This window comes from Pseudomonas sp. A2, from assembly GCF_023100865.1.
GTDB classification, from domain to species: Bacteria; Pseudomonadota; Gammaproteobacteria; order Pseudomonadales; family Pseudomonadaceae; genus Aquipseudomonas; species Aquipseudomonas asiatica.
In genome coordinates, this window is the sequence record NZ_CP039127.1 from 2,762,518 (window position 1) to 2,776,897 (window position 14,380).

Consider the following 14,380-nt stretch of genomic DNA (forward strand, 5'->3'; position numbering starts at 1 on the left):
TTCAGTCCTCCACCACCCAGGTGTCCTTGGTACCGCCGCCTTGCGACGAGTTGACCACCAGCGAACCTTCCTGAAGGGCCACGCGGGTAAGGCCGCCTGGCACCAGTCGGGTTTCACTGCCGGACAGCACGAACGGGCGCAGGTCGATGTGGCGCGGCGCGATGCCGCTGTCGACGAAGGTCGGGCATGTGGAAAGGCACAGGGTAGGTTGAGCGATGTAGGCGTGCGGGCGGGCCTTGATGCGGGCGCGGAAGTCCTCGATCTGTGCGCTGGTCGCCGCAGGCCCGACCAACATGCCGTAGCCACCGGAGCCCTGGGTTTCCTTGACCACCAGCTCGGGCAGGTGGGCCAGGACATGGGAAAGCTCTGCAGGCCTGCGGCACTGCCAGGTCGGGACGTTGTTCAGGACCGGCTCTTCGCTCAGATAGAAGCGGATCATGTCGTCGACATAGGGGTAGATCGACTTGTCGTCTGCCACCCCGGTGCCTACCGCATTGGCCAGCACCACGTTGCCAGCGCGGTACACCGAAATCAGCCCCGGCACGCCCAGCATCGAGTCAGGGTTGAACGACAGCGGGTCGAGGTAGTCGTCGTCCAGGCGGCGATAGATCACATCCACCTGTTTTGGACCAGCGGTAGTACGCATGTAGACGTGCTCGTCACGGATGAACAGGTCCGCACCCTCGACCAGTTCGATGCCCATTTCCCGGGCCAGGAAGGCGTGCTCGAAATAGGCACTGTTGAAGCGGCCAGGGGTGAGCAACACGGCAGTGGGGTTGTCCAGTGGGCTTGCGCTCTTGAGCGTGTCCAGCAGCAGGTTGGGGTAGTGGTCGATGGGAGCGATACGCTGTGCGGCGAACAGCTCGGGGAACAGCCGCATCATCATCTTGCGGTCTTCGAGCATGTAGCTGACCCCGCTGGGGGTGCGCAGGTTGTCCTCCAGCACGAAGTAGCTGCCATCCCCGTCACGGACCAGGTCGACGCCAGCGATATGGGCATAGAGCCCGCGGTGCAGGCCCAGGCCCTGCATGGCGATCTGGTAGCCTTCGTTGGCCAGCACTTGTTCCGGCGGGATGATGCCGGCCTTTAGGATGCGCTGGTCGTGGTAGATGTCCTGCAGGAACAGGTTCAACGCCTGAACCCGCTGGATACAGCCGCGCTCGACCATGCGCCATTCGCTGGCGCGAATGCTGCGCGGGATGATGTCAAAGGGGATCAGGCGCTCGGTATCCTCTTTGTCACCGTACAAGGTGAAGGTGATACCGGCGCGGTGAAACAGCAGGTCAGCTTCGCGTCGGCGTTGCTCCAGCAATTCCAGCGGGGTGTTTGCCAACCAGCGGGCGAACTCCTGGTAATGCGGGCGGCAACTTCCGTTCGTATCATACATTTCATTGAAAAATGCCCGGGACATACCCACTCCTTGCCACCGTTGCCGGCAGCTTCATTGCGGTTCATCTACGTGTTTCAGGGTGCGGCCTTGCGGGTCGGTGGGTGTTTTGTCTGCGGTGAGCCTCGAATCCGATCAATTGCTGTGCGTTGTGCACGCAAGAGGCCATTGCAATGAAGGTGCCGAAAGCCAGGCACAGCTCTGGAGTGGCAACGGGCTGGCGGTAACACCTTGAAAATTTTGGGTTTTATTGCTGAATTCGATGACTGCGCCGCATGCAGCCGTGCGGGAACGTCGGGAGGGGGGGCAGGCGCGCCTCAAAAAAAGGCGCGTTATGCACCGAGCTGCAGCTTTTGCTCCGAATTGGAGCGAGTCCATGGCGAGGCGACACTCCGGCCGCGCAAGCAAGGAGTAGTGCGTTTCGTTCCGAGTGTCAGGTTATGACGCAGTCACCGACGCAGAATACTCTGGACGTCGCTTGCAGATCGAAAACGGTCACTATCAATCAATGGATTTGGCCATTTCCGAGGTTCCAGCCGCGTCGTTCCAGGATGAAAATGCATTTCGTCGAGTGGGCGGAGGAGGAGTCGGCATGATGGACGACTCCTCCTGTAAACCGTGACGACGATCAGGCTTGTACCGCGTCGGCCCCGCCAGAGAGCACGGATTTTTTGCGTACCGCTTGATAGAGAAGGCTGGACACCATGAAGCCTGCAATGGCCAGCACGCTCATCAGAATGAACACATAGTTGTAGCCCTGTTGACCAGGGAAGTGGTCGAGGATCGCGCCATAGATGACGTAGGCAAACATGCCGGGGGCATAGCCGATCAGGCAACCGATGCCGAAGGCCGAGCCGGTGATGTGCTGGGGAATGCCGACTTCGCCCATGGGTGCCCAGAACACGCCGCGCATCGAGAAAACAATCAGCGCGAAGGATAGGGTGGCCGCCATCCCCGCATAGATGAAGCCCGGGCTTTTAGGAATCAGCATGATCACGGCCATCAGCGGCAATAGCGCCAGAAATGCCCACTTCAGGTAACGGCTGGTGCTCTTGAACTGCTTGTCGGCAATGAAACCGCCGGCAGGCCCGCCGAGGATTTTCAGGAAGTATTGATTGATGATGCCGTAGGCGCCTACCAACGCTACTGGCAACCCGTACATTTCCTTGAGGTAGGGGATGAAATAGGTCAGGCCGCAGTAGACGATGTAGACCATGAACACATTGAGGCTGACCAACCAGATACCGGGTACCTTGATAGCCTCCATCAGGTTTGCCAGACCGTTTTTCGGCTTGGTGGCCGATTGCGCGTTACCGCCCTTGAGCAGGACCCAGGTCAGGGTGCCAGCCAGAATGTCGATGACCGAGTAGAACAGGATCGCCGATTTCAGGCCGGCTTCCCCCGAGCCCATGGCGACGAACACGCCCAGTGCGGAAAAGGCCACCAGCGTATCAACCACGCCGCGCCCGCCTTCCAGCAGGCCGAACAACCGGCCTTGCTCCTGATCGTCACCCAGATTGCGGATGGCCTTGAGCAGCGATGGCCAGAACAGGCAGTCGGCACAGACGGCCAACAGACTGAACACGATCAGCAAACTGCTGAAGGGCGGAAAGGTCGCCAGGTACAACCCGAGGCTTCCGGTCCCGATCAGGCCGAGGGGTATCAGTTTGCGCGTGTCGTAGCGATCGGCGAGCAGGCCACCAACCACGAACAGTGCAGTCGCGATGATCGCGTTGGCACTCAACAGCATGCCGATTTCAGTGTGGCTCAGGCCCATGAATTCCTGCATGGGGACATAGAAGGCGTCCTTGAGATTCGCCAGCTTGTAAATGGTGCCGCCACCAAGGATGAGAATCAGGAATCTGAGCCATTTGGCCTTGTTTTGAGTTGTCATTATTGTTCTCCGGGCGTAATCGGGTCTTCAGGTTCAGGCGTTGGAAGGAGCGGCCAGGGTCAGTTCAGCCAAGGTGCGCAGTTCGCCCAGCAAACCTCGGACATAGGCCACCTGATTGTTCGCCCAGCGGTGTTCGTCGGCCAGCATGCGCTCGAGCGAGTAGCCTTTCGGGAGCGGCGTTTCGCTCATCTCCCGGTAAGCAATGAATGGATCGGCTGCTTCGAGGCTCTGGCGGAAGGCCGGGGCCACGTAGTGATTTTCCTGCTCGAGAATGAACGCGATCACTTGCGGGGTTGCTTCGCCCAGCATCAACAGTTCGAACAGCATGCGGGCGCTGGGCAGATCGTCTTCGTCGCTGCCTTGCAACACGCCGTAATGGCCGAAGCCGTTTTGTTCGGGGACGATGCGTACGCCCTTGAGGTGAGCCTGGCGGATGTGCGGCGCCAGGTTGTGCAGGGCCTGCAGGGGCTGTTCGCAGGCATTGATCATGTTGCCGAAGTCGAACAGGGCATGCAGGCGAGGGTGGTTGACACGGTTGAGCAGCTGCGCAATTTCGCTGCTCTTGAGTTCTTCATGCTGCTCGAAGTCAAAGTACAGATCGTTGGCATCGGCCTGTTGTGCGAGGTAGTGCAGGTCGGTCTCGATCACGTCCATGACCCGCGACAGCGGACCCTCGTAACGTGAGTAGACACGGATGTTGCGCACCCCCAGTTGCTTGGCGATGGCGATCACCTGGTCGACATCCTTTTTCAGCGTGCTGCTGATTTCCAGGTGCACATCCAGCCCCAGCGCCTTGGCCTTGCTGGCAAACGCCTGGAGCTGCTCTGGCGACATCTGGCTCAGGCTGTTTTCCTCGCCGTCGAGCAAATGCAGGCTCAGGCCTTGCAGCTCGTGGCGATAGGCGAAGTCCAGCATGTCCGCGGGTGTGACACGACCGTGGGTGAGGTTGGTCAGTAGCGGGTAGGCGTGGGCAAACAGGCGCAATTGCCCGAGACGCTCAAGCAGCCGCTGGGCCAGTGCCGCTGTCAGCACTGGAGCAGCCACGTGTTCGACCACCTTGTGGCTCAGCAAGGCGTTGAATCGTTCCTGGATCTTGTTGTTCATTAGAGTTGTTCCTGGTTCAGGCACCGGTCTACCGGCGCAGCCTTTATCGCGCCAGCCAGGAACTCTCGATAGATCCATTATCAATTAATTGATAAGGCCACTTTCCACGCATCAAGTGGTCGGCGGAAGATAACCCAGCGTGCGCAAAGCCTGGGCCAGCTCCTCGACACGCTCCCGGGCCTGCTTTTCAGGCGTGCCGGCAAAACCGATCAACAGGGCAGGCGGCAGGTCACGCTTGATGCGGTAGTCGCTCAAGGCGTAGGTGTGGATGTTGTGTCGGGCCAGTTGCCGGGCGATTTCAGTGTCACTGAGTTCGGGGGGCAGCCAGGCGATCAGGTGCATGCCGGCATCCGTCGGAGTGATCCTGAAAAAGCTGCCGATCTGCTTTTCAAGTTGTTCGATCAACGCCTGCTGGCGCGCCTTGTACAGTGCACGCATGCGGCGGATGTGCCCCAGGAAGTGGCCTTCGCTCATGAAGTCGGCCGTTGTGGCCTGAAGCAGTGTGGGCGGGCTGCGATCCATGACCGCGCGCAGGGTGCAGAAGGGCTCGACCAGAGCCTGCGGCAGAATCACGTAACCCAGTCGCAGTGACGGAAAGAGCACTTTGCTGAACGTGCCGACGTAGATCACCCGGGCCATCTGGTCCAAGGCATACAGTGCCGGGAGAAGTCGACCACTGTAGCGAAACTCGCTGTCGCAATCGTCCTCGATGATCCAGCTCTGATGCTGCGCAGCCCAGTCGATGAGTGCCTGGCGCCGCAGATAACTCAGGGTGACACCCAAAGGATGCTGACGCGAAGGCGTACAAAACACCAGGCGTGCATCAGGGCACTCGGCAAGGCCTTGCTGGACATCGATCCCCTGCTCATCAATACGCAACGGAATGATCTTGGCCCCCTGGGCTTGCAACGCAATTCGCGCGGCGATGTGCCCAGGGTCTTCCATCCAGACACTGTCCTGCGGATTGAGCAGCAGCATGCCCAGCAGGTTGAACGCTTGCTGCGCGCCGGAAACGATCACCACTTGCTCGGCATTGCAGTCGATACCCCGCGCATCGAAGACGTATTCGGCAATCGCTGTGCGAAACGCCTGCAAGCCTTGCAACTCGCCATAACCCAGAATCGCCTTGGTCGGCTTGAGCAAATGACGGTTCATCAGGCGCCGCCAGATGGCTTGCGGAAATTCTTCATAGGTGCTGTGACTGGGCAGGAAGGAGGTCGGCGTCGCCGGATCCCAGTCGGCATAGGACACCCCGCGAAAATGATCGCTGCGCAGCGACAGCATCGACTGGCTCAGTTCGGACAGGCGCGGCGGCTGGCGCGGTTGCTCGTCCTCGATACTCCGGTTTTCCCACTCAGTACCGACATACGTACCTGCACCCGTGCGCGAGGCCAGGAAACCTTCGGCAATCAACTGATCGAAAGCATTGAGGATGGTGATTCGCGACAGCCCCAGCTCGATGCTCAAGGTCCGCGTCGACGGCAGGCGCACGCCCCCCTGAATTCTGCCGTTGAGAATCTGTTTGCGAATTTGCAGATACAGTTGACGGTACAGAGGTATGGCACTGGCACGGTCCAGTTCGATAGCCGACAGCAGCAAACCTGTGGGGGATTTCATGACATGCTCGTCTGGGTGAAACGGGATTTGACCCGGGAACCGTCAGGCGACGGGATTTCAGGGTAGCGAGCGATACCCGATAAGTCATCTGTGCGGTGTCGATGTCCGGTACAGTCCGGGGCTGGATAATGAAAAGGACCGATTCACGTCAACTGGAAAGCGTCTGCTTTGGGCCAACAAACAGCGGGTTACGGCTGACCGCTATCGACCCAAGGCGGACACTGATCCAAAGCTCTGTAGTCAGTACCGGCCTCATCGCCGGCAAGCCGGCTCCCACAGGAATATCACCAGCCTTCAGGCATGCGCTGTACTTGTGGGAGCCGCGCTTGCCGGCGATGGGCCGCGAAGCGGCCCCGGTTACAGATGTCCGCTTTGGGTCGAAAGCGGTCATCCCGACCGGCAGCTTTCGACCCATTGCGGACACTGAGGCCCTTTGCTGAAGTCTAGACAGCTTGTCGCCCCCTAAACGCTCAGCCTAGTTATCAGCGTCCACTGTCGAGCCTAGGAGTTTCTCGGCAAGTCAGCTATCTGTCGTCGCCCTCACTTGCCCCCAAGGTTCGCCCGAGCCCATTGCTCAGCGGTGGTTACTGGAATCGACTGCTGTTCGTTGAAGGTTCCCGATTTAGGCCATGCCACACCTCTGCCCTGTGCGAACACAGCACGGTACTTTTTGATGTGATGGGTAGGGTCTTTTCTCAGCTCATCCATCAGGAACGGAACAGTCCACACGTTAGTTTTGAACGGGCGACCCAGCGCATGTTCGAGGATGTTCGCGACTTGTCCATACGACACCGTGTCGCCTGAGAGATAGACAATCTCGTTGCGGAAGCGAGGTTCGAAGAAGACGATTTCCGCCGTGAGAGCGCCGATGTCGTCTGGTGTAGTGAGCGTCACGCTGTTCTCAAGACTGCCGAGAGCGTTAACGGTGTCATTGTCGAAGTCGACGACCTCAAATACGGGCTCGAAAAGGAAGCTGGTGAACATGCCCGTCGAGATAATGACCCATTCAGTTTTGTCTTGCGCACGAAGCGCCTCGCGTACATCGAGTTGAGAATCGAAAAGATCTTGAGGGCTGCCCCGACCGATCACTTCGAAATCCACGCCAAACTGCCACGGGAAGTAGCGCTTCACCCCCGACCTTAGCGCTGCTGTTGCCAGTTTCATGGGGGTTTCTCGACCCGCGACCATGCCGGCACAGCCTATGACGGTATCGAACCGGGCGAACACTTCAGCTAACTGTTCAATTGAATCGTTCACCAGGTCCGCTGCGACCATCTGAATGCCCAGCCCGCGAAGCTCATCGATTTCGGCCTTTTTCTCCGGTATCTGGGTGTTGATGGTCGACTCTCGGAGAAGAACGCTAATTTGGGAACCGGGTGCGCGTTTTGCCACTCGCACGAGATTGCGCAAAACCGGGAGACCAAGCTCCCCGGCGCCGAGAACAAGAATGGATTGAGGGGAAAGTGGGGTTGCTTCGGTCATGATTCCTCCTGAGGCGTGATGCCTATAACATGAGCAAATGCTGGCATGATCAGGCAGTACTCGTAAGAAGGCACACGCGTGATACCTAGGAGGAACAAATGACCAATCAGGACGCTCTGAGCCAGGCAGAAGCCATCTGCCAAACGCTCCGAGAAGATGATGATGGCGTCAGGCGGGAAGTCCTCGCTCACGCAGGTAGCCGATGGTCATTGGGCATCCTGCATGCCTTGGGCGTGTACGGCACGATGCGCCACGCCGAGATAAAAAGGCAGATGACTGGGGTGACCCAGCGAATGCTCACCAAGACGCTACGCGCCATGGAGCGGGATGGATTACTGCTTCGACGGGAGTTCGAGGAAATTCCGCCGCGCGTCGAATACGAGCTGACGCCGCTGGGTATGGAGCTGTTGGTTCGGATGTCCCCCGTTTGGATGTGGGTGGTCGAAAACGCTGAGGAATTCCGCGAGGCGCGTCGCGCTTTCGACAATCAAGGTGAAAAGAAGCCCGCCTGGCAAATCCCCACCCCGGCACTCTTTGATCCAGAGTAATCGATAGCGTGCACCCTCATTCAGATAAGTAGCACTCGATTTGACCTAGCAAAAATCGAACGCATGCCTTTGGCCTACAGCCGCCCTTCGCGAAGGGCAGCTATGGGTCGGTAGCTGCCTTACGTGATATACAGCTCCATACCGAGACAAACCTGTTCTGATTCCGGCAATCCCGTCATGGAAGCACAGGTCGCCCCGCTTTTCGCCTCAGCAACTCCTGCAACTGCACGATCGATTCCCAGGCATGCGCCTTTGTTCGGCCACGTGCCTCCAAGCATGGGACGGCGTCGCACGCCGTGCTGACAGTGTTCGCCCAGAGCATGATGGGAACCGCTAAACCTGCTTACCCTGCCACCCTGTCAAAGGCGTAATCCTTGAAAACTAACCACCCGATCCCATGGGAGCACTGTAAATGTCTGTCGACTTCAGACCCGCTCAAGCCTCGGACGCGCACGATATTGCGCGCTTTTTTCAACTGACATCGGAAGGTATGGCCGATTACATATGGAGCAAGCTTGCCGCACCTGGAGAAGCATTGCTGAGTGTCGGCGCGTCTCGCTATGCCAGGGAGCAGGGAGACTTTTCCTATAAGAACTGCCTGATGGCCACTTTCGAAGGGCGCGTCATCGGCATGATGCATAGCTATGCCTTGCGCGAGACCCCTGACAGGCCTGTCGAGACAGACCCGGTGCTGGCGCCTTATTCCGACATGGAAATACCCGATACCTTGTACATATCCAGCCTGGCCCTGGACGAAGCCTGGCGCAGCCAGGGGCTGGGCGTCCAGTTTCTTCGCCACGCCCAGCAGCGCGCCGAGGAGTCTGGCCTGAATGGGCTATGCCTGATCGATTATGCAGAAAACCACGGTGCACGCCGCTTCTACGAGCGTCACGGTTTTCAAATTGTAAAAACCTGCCAGATCGTCCCGCACCCGATGCTGGGCGTGACCGGTGAAGCCTATTTGATGTACCGCCCTAACCACAACGTGCTCGAGAAAAAACCATGAACAAGAAACTGACCGTGTTCCGCGAACTGGATATTCAGCCGGTACGTGACCTTCCTTTTTTTGAAGAGGTCCTTGAAGGCACCCCTCATACGCTGACGTCCAAGTACTATCACGACGAACAGCAAGGTCGCATTTCCGGAGAATGGGAAGCCAGCACCGGGGCGTGGCGCATCGACTACAAGGTTTGGGAGTTCTGCCATGTCCTGAATGGACGCTGCGTCATCGAGCTTGAGGGATGCGCTCCCATCACACTGGCCGCTGGCGACACGTTCATTATCGAACCGGGCGCCAAGGGCAAATGGACCGTGCTGGAAGACATGAAAAAGAACTTCGTGATCCTCTTGCCCGCGAACTAAGGCTTGCGTTTCATCGAGCGCAGCGCAGGGTCAGTTAGCATGCTTGCCTGCTGGCGGCGCTCGAATGTTCTTTGGCAGGGAACAACAGTCCTCTGAACCTCATGTCTGCGCTGTCGCGCAGGGAACTGAGCCTTTGTGGGGACGGCCTTGTGTCGCGAAAGGGGCTCAGCACGGCCTCAGGATCTTGAGTCCGCCTCAAACTGCCAACCACCGATCGTCAGCTCCATCGACCTCCAGTCCTGCTGCCCGGTCAACCGGGAGACCCTAGGCCGCGATGGTGAACCAATGGACGTCCTTGCTGACAATGAAATGTCGACCCGTAGTCATGTGGTCGGGCAACTGATCGTGGTGTTTTCCTTGATTCTGCTGCTGGCCTTGTTATTGGGGCTGTTCTCCCTCTACCGCCTCGCCGAGGCGCTGGATGCCCGGCAAGTGCAGCAAAGCCGCTTCTATGCTGAATCCGCCATGGCCCAGTTGCAGAAAAACGACAAGACGTTCCTGCTGACCCATGCCAACTGGCAGGCCGCCTATGATCACTTGGGCGGGCAGGTCGATGCACATTGGGCATACGACGAGGACAACGTCGGCGCCACGCTCTATACCTCCGATGGGTACGAAGGCGTATATGTGCTCGATGACGACGGCACTCGGTACGCAATACTGGACGGTAAGCTCAGCCAGCAGGGCCTGGAGCATCATACTGTCAGTGCTGGCAAGATCCTGCAGGAGGCTCGGCAAGCAGCGCAGCACGATCAGGCGTCGTCAGGCTACCTGGTCTTTCGTGGCCAGCCGGCGGTGTACGTCGCTGCACTGATCCGCCCGCAGACCCAGCCGGCCCGCCCGCCGGGACCAACTGCGGTGTTGGTGTTCATTCGGGTACTATCGCCACAGGTGCTTTTGCCGCTGGGCCAGGCGGCGGGGTTGTCCGGCCTGGCCGTGGACGATTCGGCCGATCAGCGCCAAGGGCGCGGTGCCCTGCCACTCGAAGGCAGCGGCCACGCCTTGACATGGGGTATACCGCAGCCTGGCACCGAATTGATCCACACGGTAATCGCGCCCTTGGCTATCGCCGTTCTATTCATCGCGTTGAGCATGGCATTGTTTGCACGCTATGCGATTCGGGCCAGCACCAGGATCGATCGTAGCCACCGTGCTCTTATGACTTCCCGGGTTGCCCTGCAATCGAGTGAAGAGCGCTTCAAGGCAGTGGCCGAAGCCGCGTCGGACTGGATATGGGAAACTGATGTACTCCTTCGGCTGACCTACCTTTCGGACCGGTTCACCGAACTCACCGGGCACCCCGTCGAAGCGTGGCGACAGCGCCCGATTACCGAGTTGCTGTCGTGTGACACCAGTAACCTGCGGACCTCGCTGCACAGCCTGGCCGCGACAGGCTCTTCCGGCACGCTGCGCTGCCAGTACCAGGACCATCTCGGTCAACAGCGTATCTGCAGGATCGCATCTCGTGCGATCGTGGCCGAGGGCGTCTGTACCGGCTTTCGTGGCACGTGCAGCGACATCACCGACGAAGTGGCCGCCCATGCCCAGATTCAGCACCTGTCTTTGCACGACGCCCTGACCGGCCTGCCTAATCGCAACAAGCTGTTCCGTTTTCTCGAACAATCAACGCCTGGCGCCCAGCTGGCGCTGTTGATGCTGGACCTGGACAACTTCAAGCCCATCAACGACAGCCTTGGGCATCCAGCCGGCGACGCTGTGCTGCTCGAGGTAGCGAGCCGCCTCGGTCAAGCTACCCGTGACAGTGATCTGGTCGCCCGTCTGGGAGGTGATGAATTCATCGTCGTACTTACCCGGCCGGGCGATCACGAAGACATGGACCGGTTCTGCATGCGCGTGATCGAGGCGATCAAGCGCCCCATTCAGGTCGAAGGGCATGTCGTGCAAGTGGGGGTGAGCCTGGGTGTAGTCCTGTCGGCCGAATACCCCGGTACACCGAGCGACCTGATCCGGCACGCCGACGTGGCCCTTTACAGCGCCAAGCAGGCGGGCAAGAACACCTGGCGCTTCTTTTCGGCACAGATGAACGCAGCATTGATGGAGAAACGTGTGCTGGAAAGCGAGTTGCGCGAGGGTATACCGCGTGGCGAACTGGTGCTGCATTTTCAGCCGCGCTTCAAGGTCGATGGGGTCTCGATCGCATCGGCCGAGGCCCTGGTGCGCTGGCAACACCCTCGCTTGGGCCTGCTGCGCCCGGACCGTTTCATTCCACTTGCCGAAGAGTCCGACCTTATCGTGCTGCTTGGCAACTGGGTGCTGCATGACGCCTGCATCAAGGCGCGGGGCTGGCCGCAGGCGGTGATGGTCTCGGTCAACATGTCGCCGGCCCAGTTCAGCCGCAGCGATGTGGTCCGCGACGTCGGTAACGCGTTGCGCGCCACCGGGCTGCCAGCCCACCGCCTGGAGCTGGAAATTACCGAAAACGTCATGCTCAACGATGTCGAAGGCGCACTGCACACCATGCTTGCACTGAAGGAGCTGGGCGTGCGCCTGAACATGGACGACTTCGGGACCGGTTACTCCTCGCTGGGTTACCTGCGTACCTACCCGTTCGACAGCATCAAGATCGACAAGCGCTTCGTGCAGCACCTGGGCAAGAGCGGCAGCGACCGAAGCGTGGTCCAGGCCATCATCAACCTTGGCAATGCAATGGGCATGACGGTGACTGCCGAAGGTGTCGAGACCGCCGAGCAACTGGCCTTGCTCAGCGATGACCAATGCCATGAAGTACAAGGCTTTTTGCTCAGCAAACCGCTGGAAAACGAGGCACTGATGGGGATGATGAAAGACCAGGTGTCGTTAGCGCAATGACGCTTCGCAGAGGAGGGCAGTTTCATTCGGATGCAAACGACGGCCGTTCCGCGAACCATGCCACCGCCAGCTCCTTGAATGCCTCAGCCGAAGGCGTCAGCGGATAGCGCTGATCATGCGCCAGCACGATGCTGTGCGTTGGCAATTTCTCCTCGGTCGGCCGACATACCAGCGCTTGACCATCATAACTGCGGTCACCAAATGGCCGGGTGTAGATCAGCGCCACGCCAAACCCGTTGGCGACCAGGCTACGCTGCATCTCGAAGGTGCGCACACGGTGTACAGCGGCGGGCGAAAGATCGTAGAAGCTGAACAGGTCCAGCACATGCTGCCAGCTGTGGACCTGATCGGTGACTACCAGGGTGTATTCGGATAGCGCCTTGAGGCTGACGCGCGACTCCCTGGCCAAAGGGTGATCGGCAGCCAGCAGTACCTGAGCGGTCAGCTGACACAGCTGGGTGCATTGAGTGTTCGGCGGCAGACCCAGATCGTAGGTGATCGCCAGCTCTATCGCACCCTCACTCAGCCGCTTGCCAACATAATCGAAGCTGCCTTCGCGCATATCGACCGTGACCCTCGGGCAGGACTCCTGCATCCGTCGCACGATCTGTGGCAGGCAATAGGGCGCCAGGTCTTCAAAACATCCGACCACCAACTCTCCGACACACTCTCCTGCATTGGCATTGATCTCGGCAAAGGTCCGAGCCTCGCTCAGAACGCGGCGGGCCTGGACCATGACGGTACGCCCGAACGGGGTCAGCGATATGCCGAGGCCACGTTGGCGCACGAAAATAGATTGGCCCAGCACCTCTTCCAGTTCGCTGATGGCCGCCGAAATGGAGGGCTGCGAAACATGAAGCTCCATGGCGGCAGTCGTGAGGTTCCCGTGCTTGGCCGCTGCGAGCGCGTAGCGCAGTTGTCGCAGTGTGAACTTCATAGGTTTTTCCGTTGTGATACATCAGGACATATTATTTTATCCTTTTTTGAGGTTGTGAAATATTTCCTCTGTGCAGTGGCAACCGATCACAGGTGCCACGCCGATGCCGATTGCAAGGCTGATCAGCCAGTTTGGCGACCCTCTTTGGGCCGGATGCCCTCGACTACTGCAATCCATGTTCTTGTTTGGGAGCGTCACAATGAAAATTACAAAGGCTCTGCTGACCACCACACTATCTTTCGGGCTGCTGGCGGCCGCTGGTGCCAGCCAGGCGGCCGGCTGGTGCGAGTCTGGCAAACCGGTGAAATTCGCCGGATTGAACTGGGAAAGCGGGATGCTGCTCACCGACGTGATGCAGTTCGTGCTGAAAAATGGTTATGGCTGTGAAACCGACAGCCTGCCGGGTAACTCCATCTCCATGGAAAACGCCCTGAGCAGCAACGACATTCAGGTGTTTGCCGAAGAGTGGGTAGGGCGCAGCGAGGTCTGGAACAAGGCTGCGGCCGCCGGCAAGGTCGTTGGCGTCGGCGCGCCGGTCGTTGGCGCAGTCGAAGGCTGGTATGTGCCGCGTTACGTGATCGAAGGCGACCCCAAGCGCAAACTCGAAGCCAAGGCACCGAACCTCAAGACCATCGCCGATCTTGGGCAATACGCCCAGGTATTCAAGGACCCGGAAGAACCGGACAAGGGGCGCTTCTACAATTGCCCGGCCGGCTGGACCTGCGAGCTGGACAACAGCGAGATGCTCAAGCACTACGGCCTGGAAAGCAGCTACACCAACTTCCGCCCGGGCACCGGCCCGGCACTGGATGCCGCCGTGCTGTCGAGCTACAAGCGTGGCGAGCCGATCCTGTTCTACTACTGGTCGCCGACGCCGCTGATGGGCCTGGTCGACCTGGTCAAGCTGGACGAGAAGCCAGGCGTGGATAAATCCCTGACCATCAAAGTGGGCCTGTCGAAGGCCTTCCACGAGCAGGCGCCGGAACTGGTGGCGGTGCTGGAAAAGGTCAATCTGCCGATCGACCTGCTGAACCAGAACCTGGCGCGCATGAGCAAAGATCGCATCGAGTCGCCGGAACTGGCCAAGTTGTTCCTCAAGGAGCACCCCGAGGTCTGGCACAGCTGGGTCAGCGAAGACGCAGCCAAAAAGGTGGACGCGGCACTCTGAGCGTGTGGGCTCGTCCGGCTCCTGCCGGACAAGGCACGCGACAGTCCGTTTC

At 59.3% G+C, this 14,380-nt stretch carries 11 protein-coding genes; 5 read left to right on the forward strand and 6 right to left on the reverse strand.

Annotation, left to right across the window (positions count from 1 at the left end; all coding sequences use genetic code 11):
* Window position 1: 1 nt before the first annotated feature.
* The 5 genes from E5221_RS12840 to E5221_RS12860 form a co-directional block, all read right to left on the reverse strand.
* On the reverse strand, window positions 2-1,411 hold the full coding sequence (locus E5221_RS12840) for a circularly permuted type 2 ATP-grasp protein (RefSeq protein ID WP_015270106.1): 1,410 nt from the start codon (window positions 1,409-1,411) through the stop codon (window positions 2-4).
* A 604-nt stretch (window positions 1,412-2,015) separates the two neighbouring features.
* Complete coding sequence (locus E5221_RS12845) at window positions 2,016-3,281, reverse strand: MFS transporter (protein ID WP_023660577.1); 1,266 nt, start codon at window positions 3,279-3,281, stop codon at window positions 2,016-2,018.
* A gap of 33 nt (window positions 3,282-3,314) precedes the next feature.
* Complete coding sequence (locus E5221_RS12850) at window positions 3,315-4,385, reverse strand: TIM barrel protein (RefSeq protein ID WP_061552114.1); 1,071 nt, start codon at window positions 4,383-4,385, stop codon at window positions 3,315-3,317.
* Between the two features lie 111 nt (window positions 4,386-4,496).
* Complete coding sequence (locus tag E5221_RS12855; protein WP_247847590.1) at window positions 4,497-6,002, reverse strand: PLP-dependent aminotransferase family protein; 1,506 nt, start codon at window positions 6,000-6,002, stop codon at window positions 4,497-4,499.
* Window positions 6,003-6,542: 540 nt separating this feature from the next.
* Window positions 6,543-7,484, reverse strand: coding sequence for an aromatic alcohol reductase (locus E5221_RS12860; protein ID WP_182328744.1), 942 nt, complete (start codon window positions 7,482-7,484; stop codon window positions 6,543-6,545).
* 98 nt (window positions 7,485-7,582) lie between these two features.
* Here E5221_RS12860 and E5221_RS12865 point away from each other — a divergent pair, with 98 nt between their 5' ends.
* The 4 genes from E5221_RS12865 to E5221_RS12880 all read left to right on the forward strand — a co-directional run bounded on the left by E5221_RS12865 (window position 7,583) and on the right by E5221_RS12880 (window position 12,223).
* Window positions 7,583-8,032: a helix-turn-helix domain-containing protein gene (locus E5221_RS12865; protein ID WP_247847591.1), complete on the forward strand. Its 450-nt coding sequence runs from the start codon at window positions 7,583-7,585 to the stop codon at window positions 8,030-8,032.
* A 412-nt stretch (window positions 8,033-8,444) separates the two neighbouring features.
* A complete protein-coding gene (locus E5221_RS12870) occupies window positions 8,445-9,038 on the forward strand; it encodes a GNAT family N-acetyltransferase (protein ID WP_189121008.1) in 594 nt (197 codons plus the stop codon).
* Entirely contained in the window at window positions 9,035-9,394 is a 360-nt protein-coding gene (locus E5221_RS12875) for a cupin domain-containing protein (protein ID WP_247847592.1), read from the forward strand. Before E5221_RS12870 ends, E5221_RS12875 begins: the two co-directional genes overlap by 4 nt.
* Before the next feature lie 285 nt (window positions 9,395-9,679).
* Window positions 9,680-12,223 (forward strand): EAL domain-containing protein, encoded by a 2,544-nt coding sequence (locus tag E5221_RS12880; protein WP_247847593.1) that lies wholly within the window; start codon window positions 9,680-9,682, stop codon window positions 12,221-12,223.
* 22 nt (window positions 12,224-12,245) lie between these two features.
* On the opposite strand, the gene E5221_RS12885 is transcribed toward E5221_RS12880, so the two are convergent.
* Window positions 12,246-13,160, reverse strand: coding sequence for a LysR family transcriptional regulator (locus E5221_RS12885; protein ID WP_039612881.1), 915 nt, complete (start codon window positions 13,158-13,160; stop codon window positions 12,246-12,248).
* A 199-nt stretch (window positions 13,161-13,359) separates the two neighbouring features.
* On the opposite strand from E5221_RS12885, the gene E5221_RS12890 reads away from it, so the two are divergent.
* Window positions 13,360-14,328, forward strand: coding sequence for an ABC transporter substrate-binding protein (locus E5221_RS12890; RefSeq protein ID WP_015270114.1), 969 nt, complete (start codon window positions 13,360-13,362; stop codon window positions 14,326-14,328).
* Window positions 14,329-14,380 lie beyond the last annotated feature (52 nt).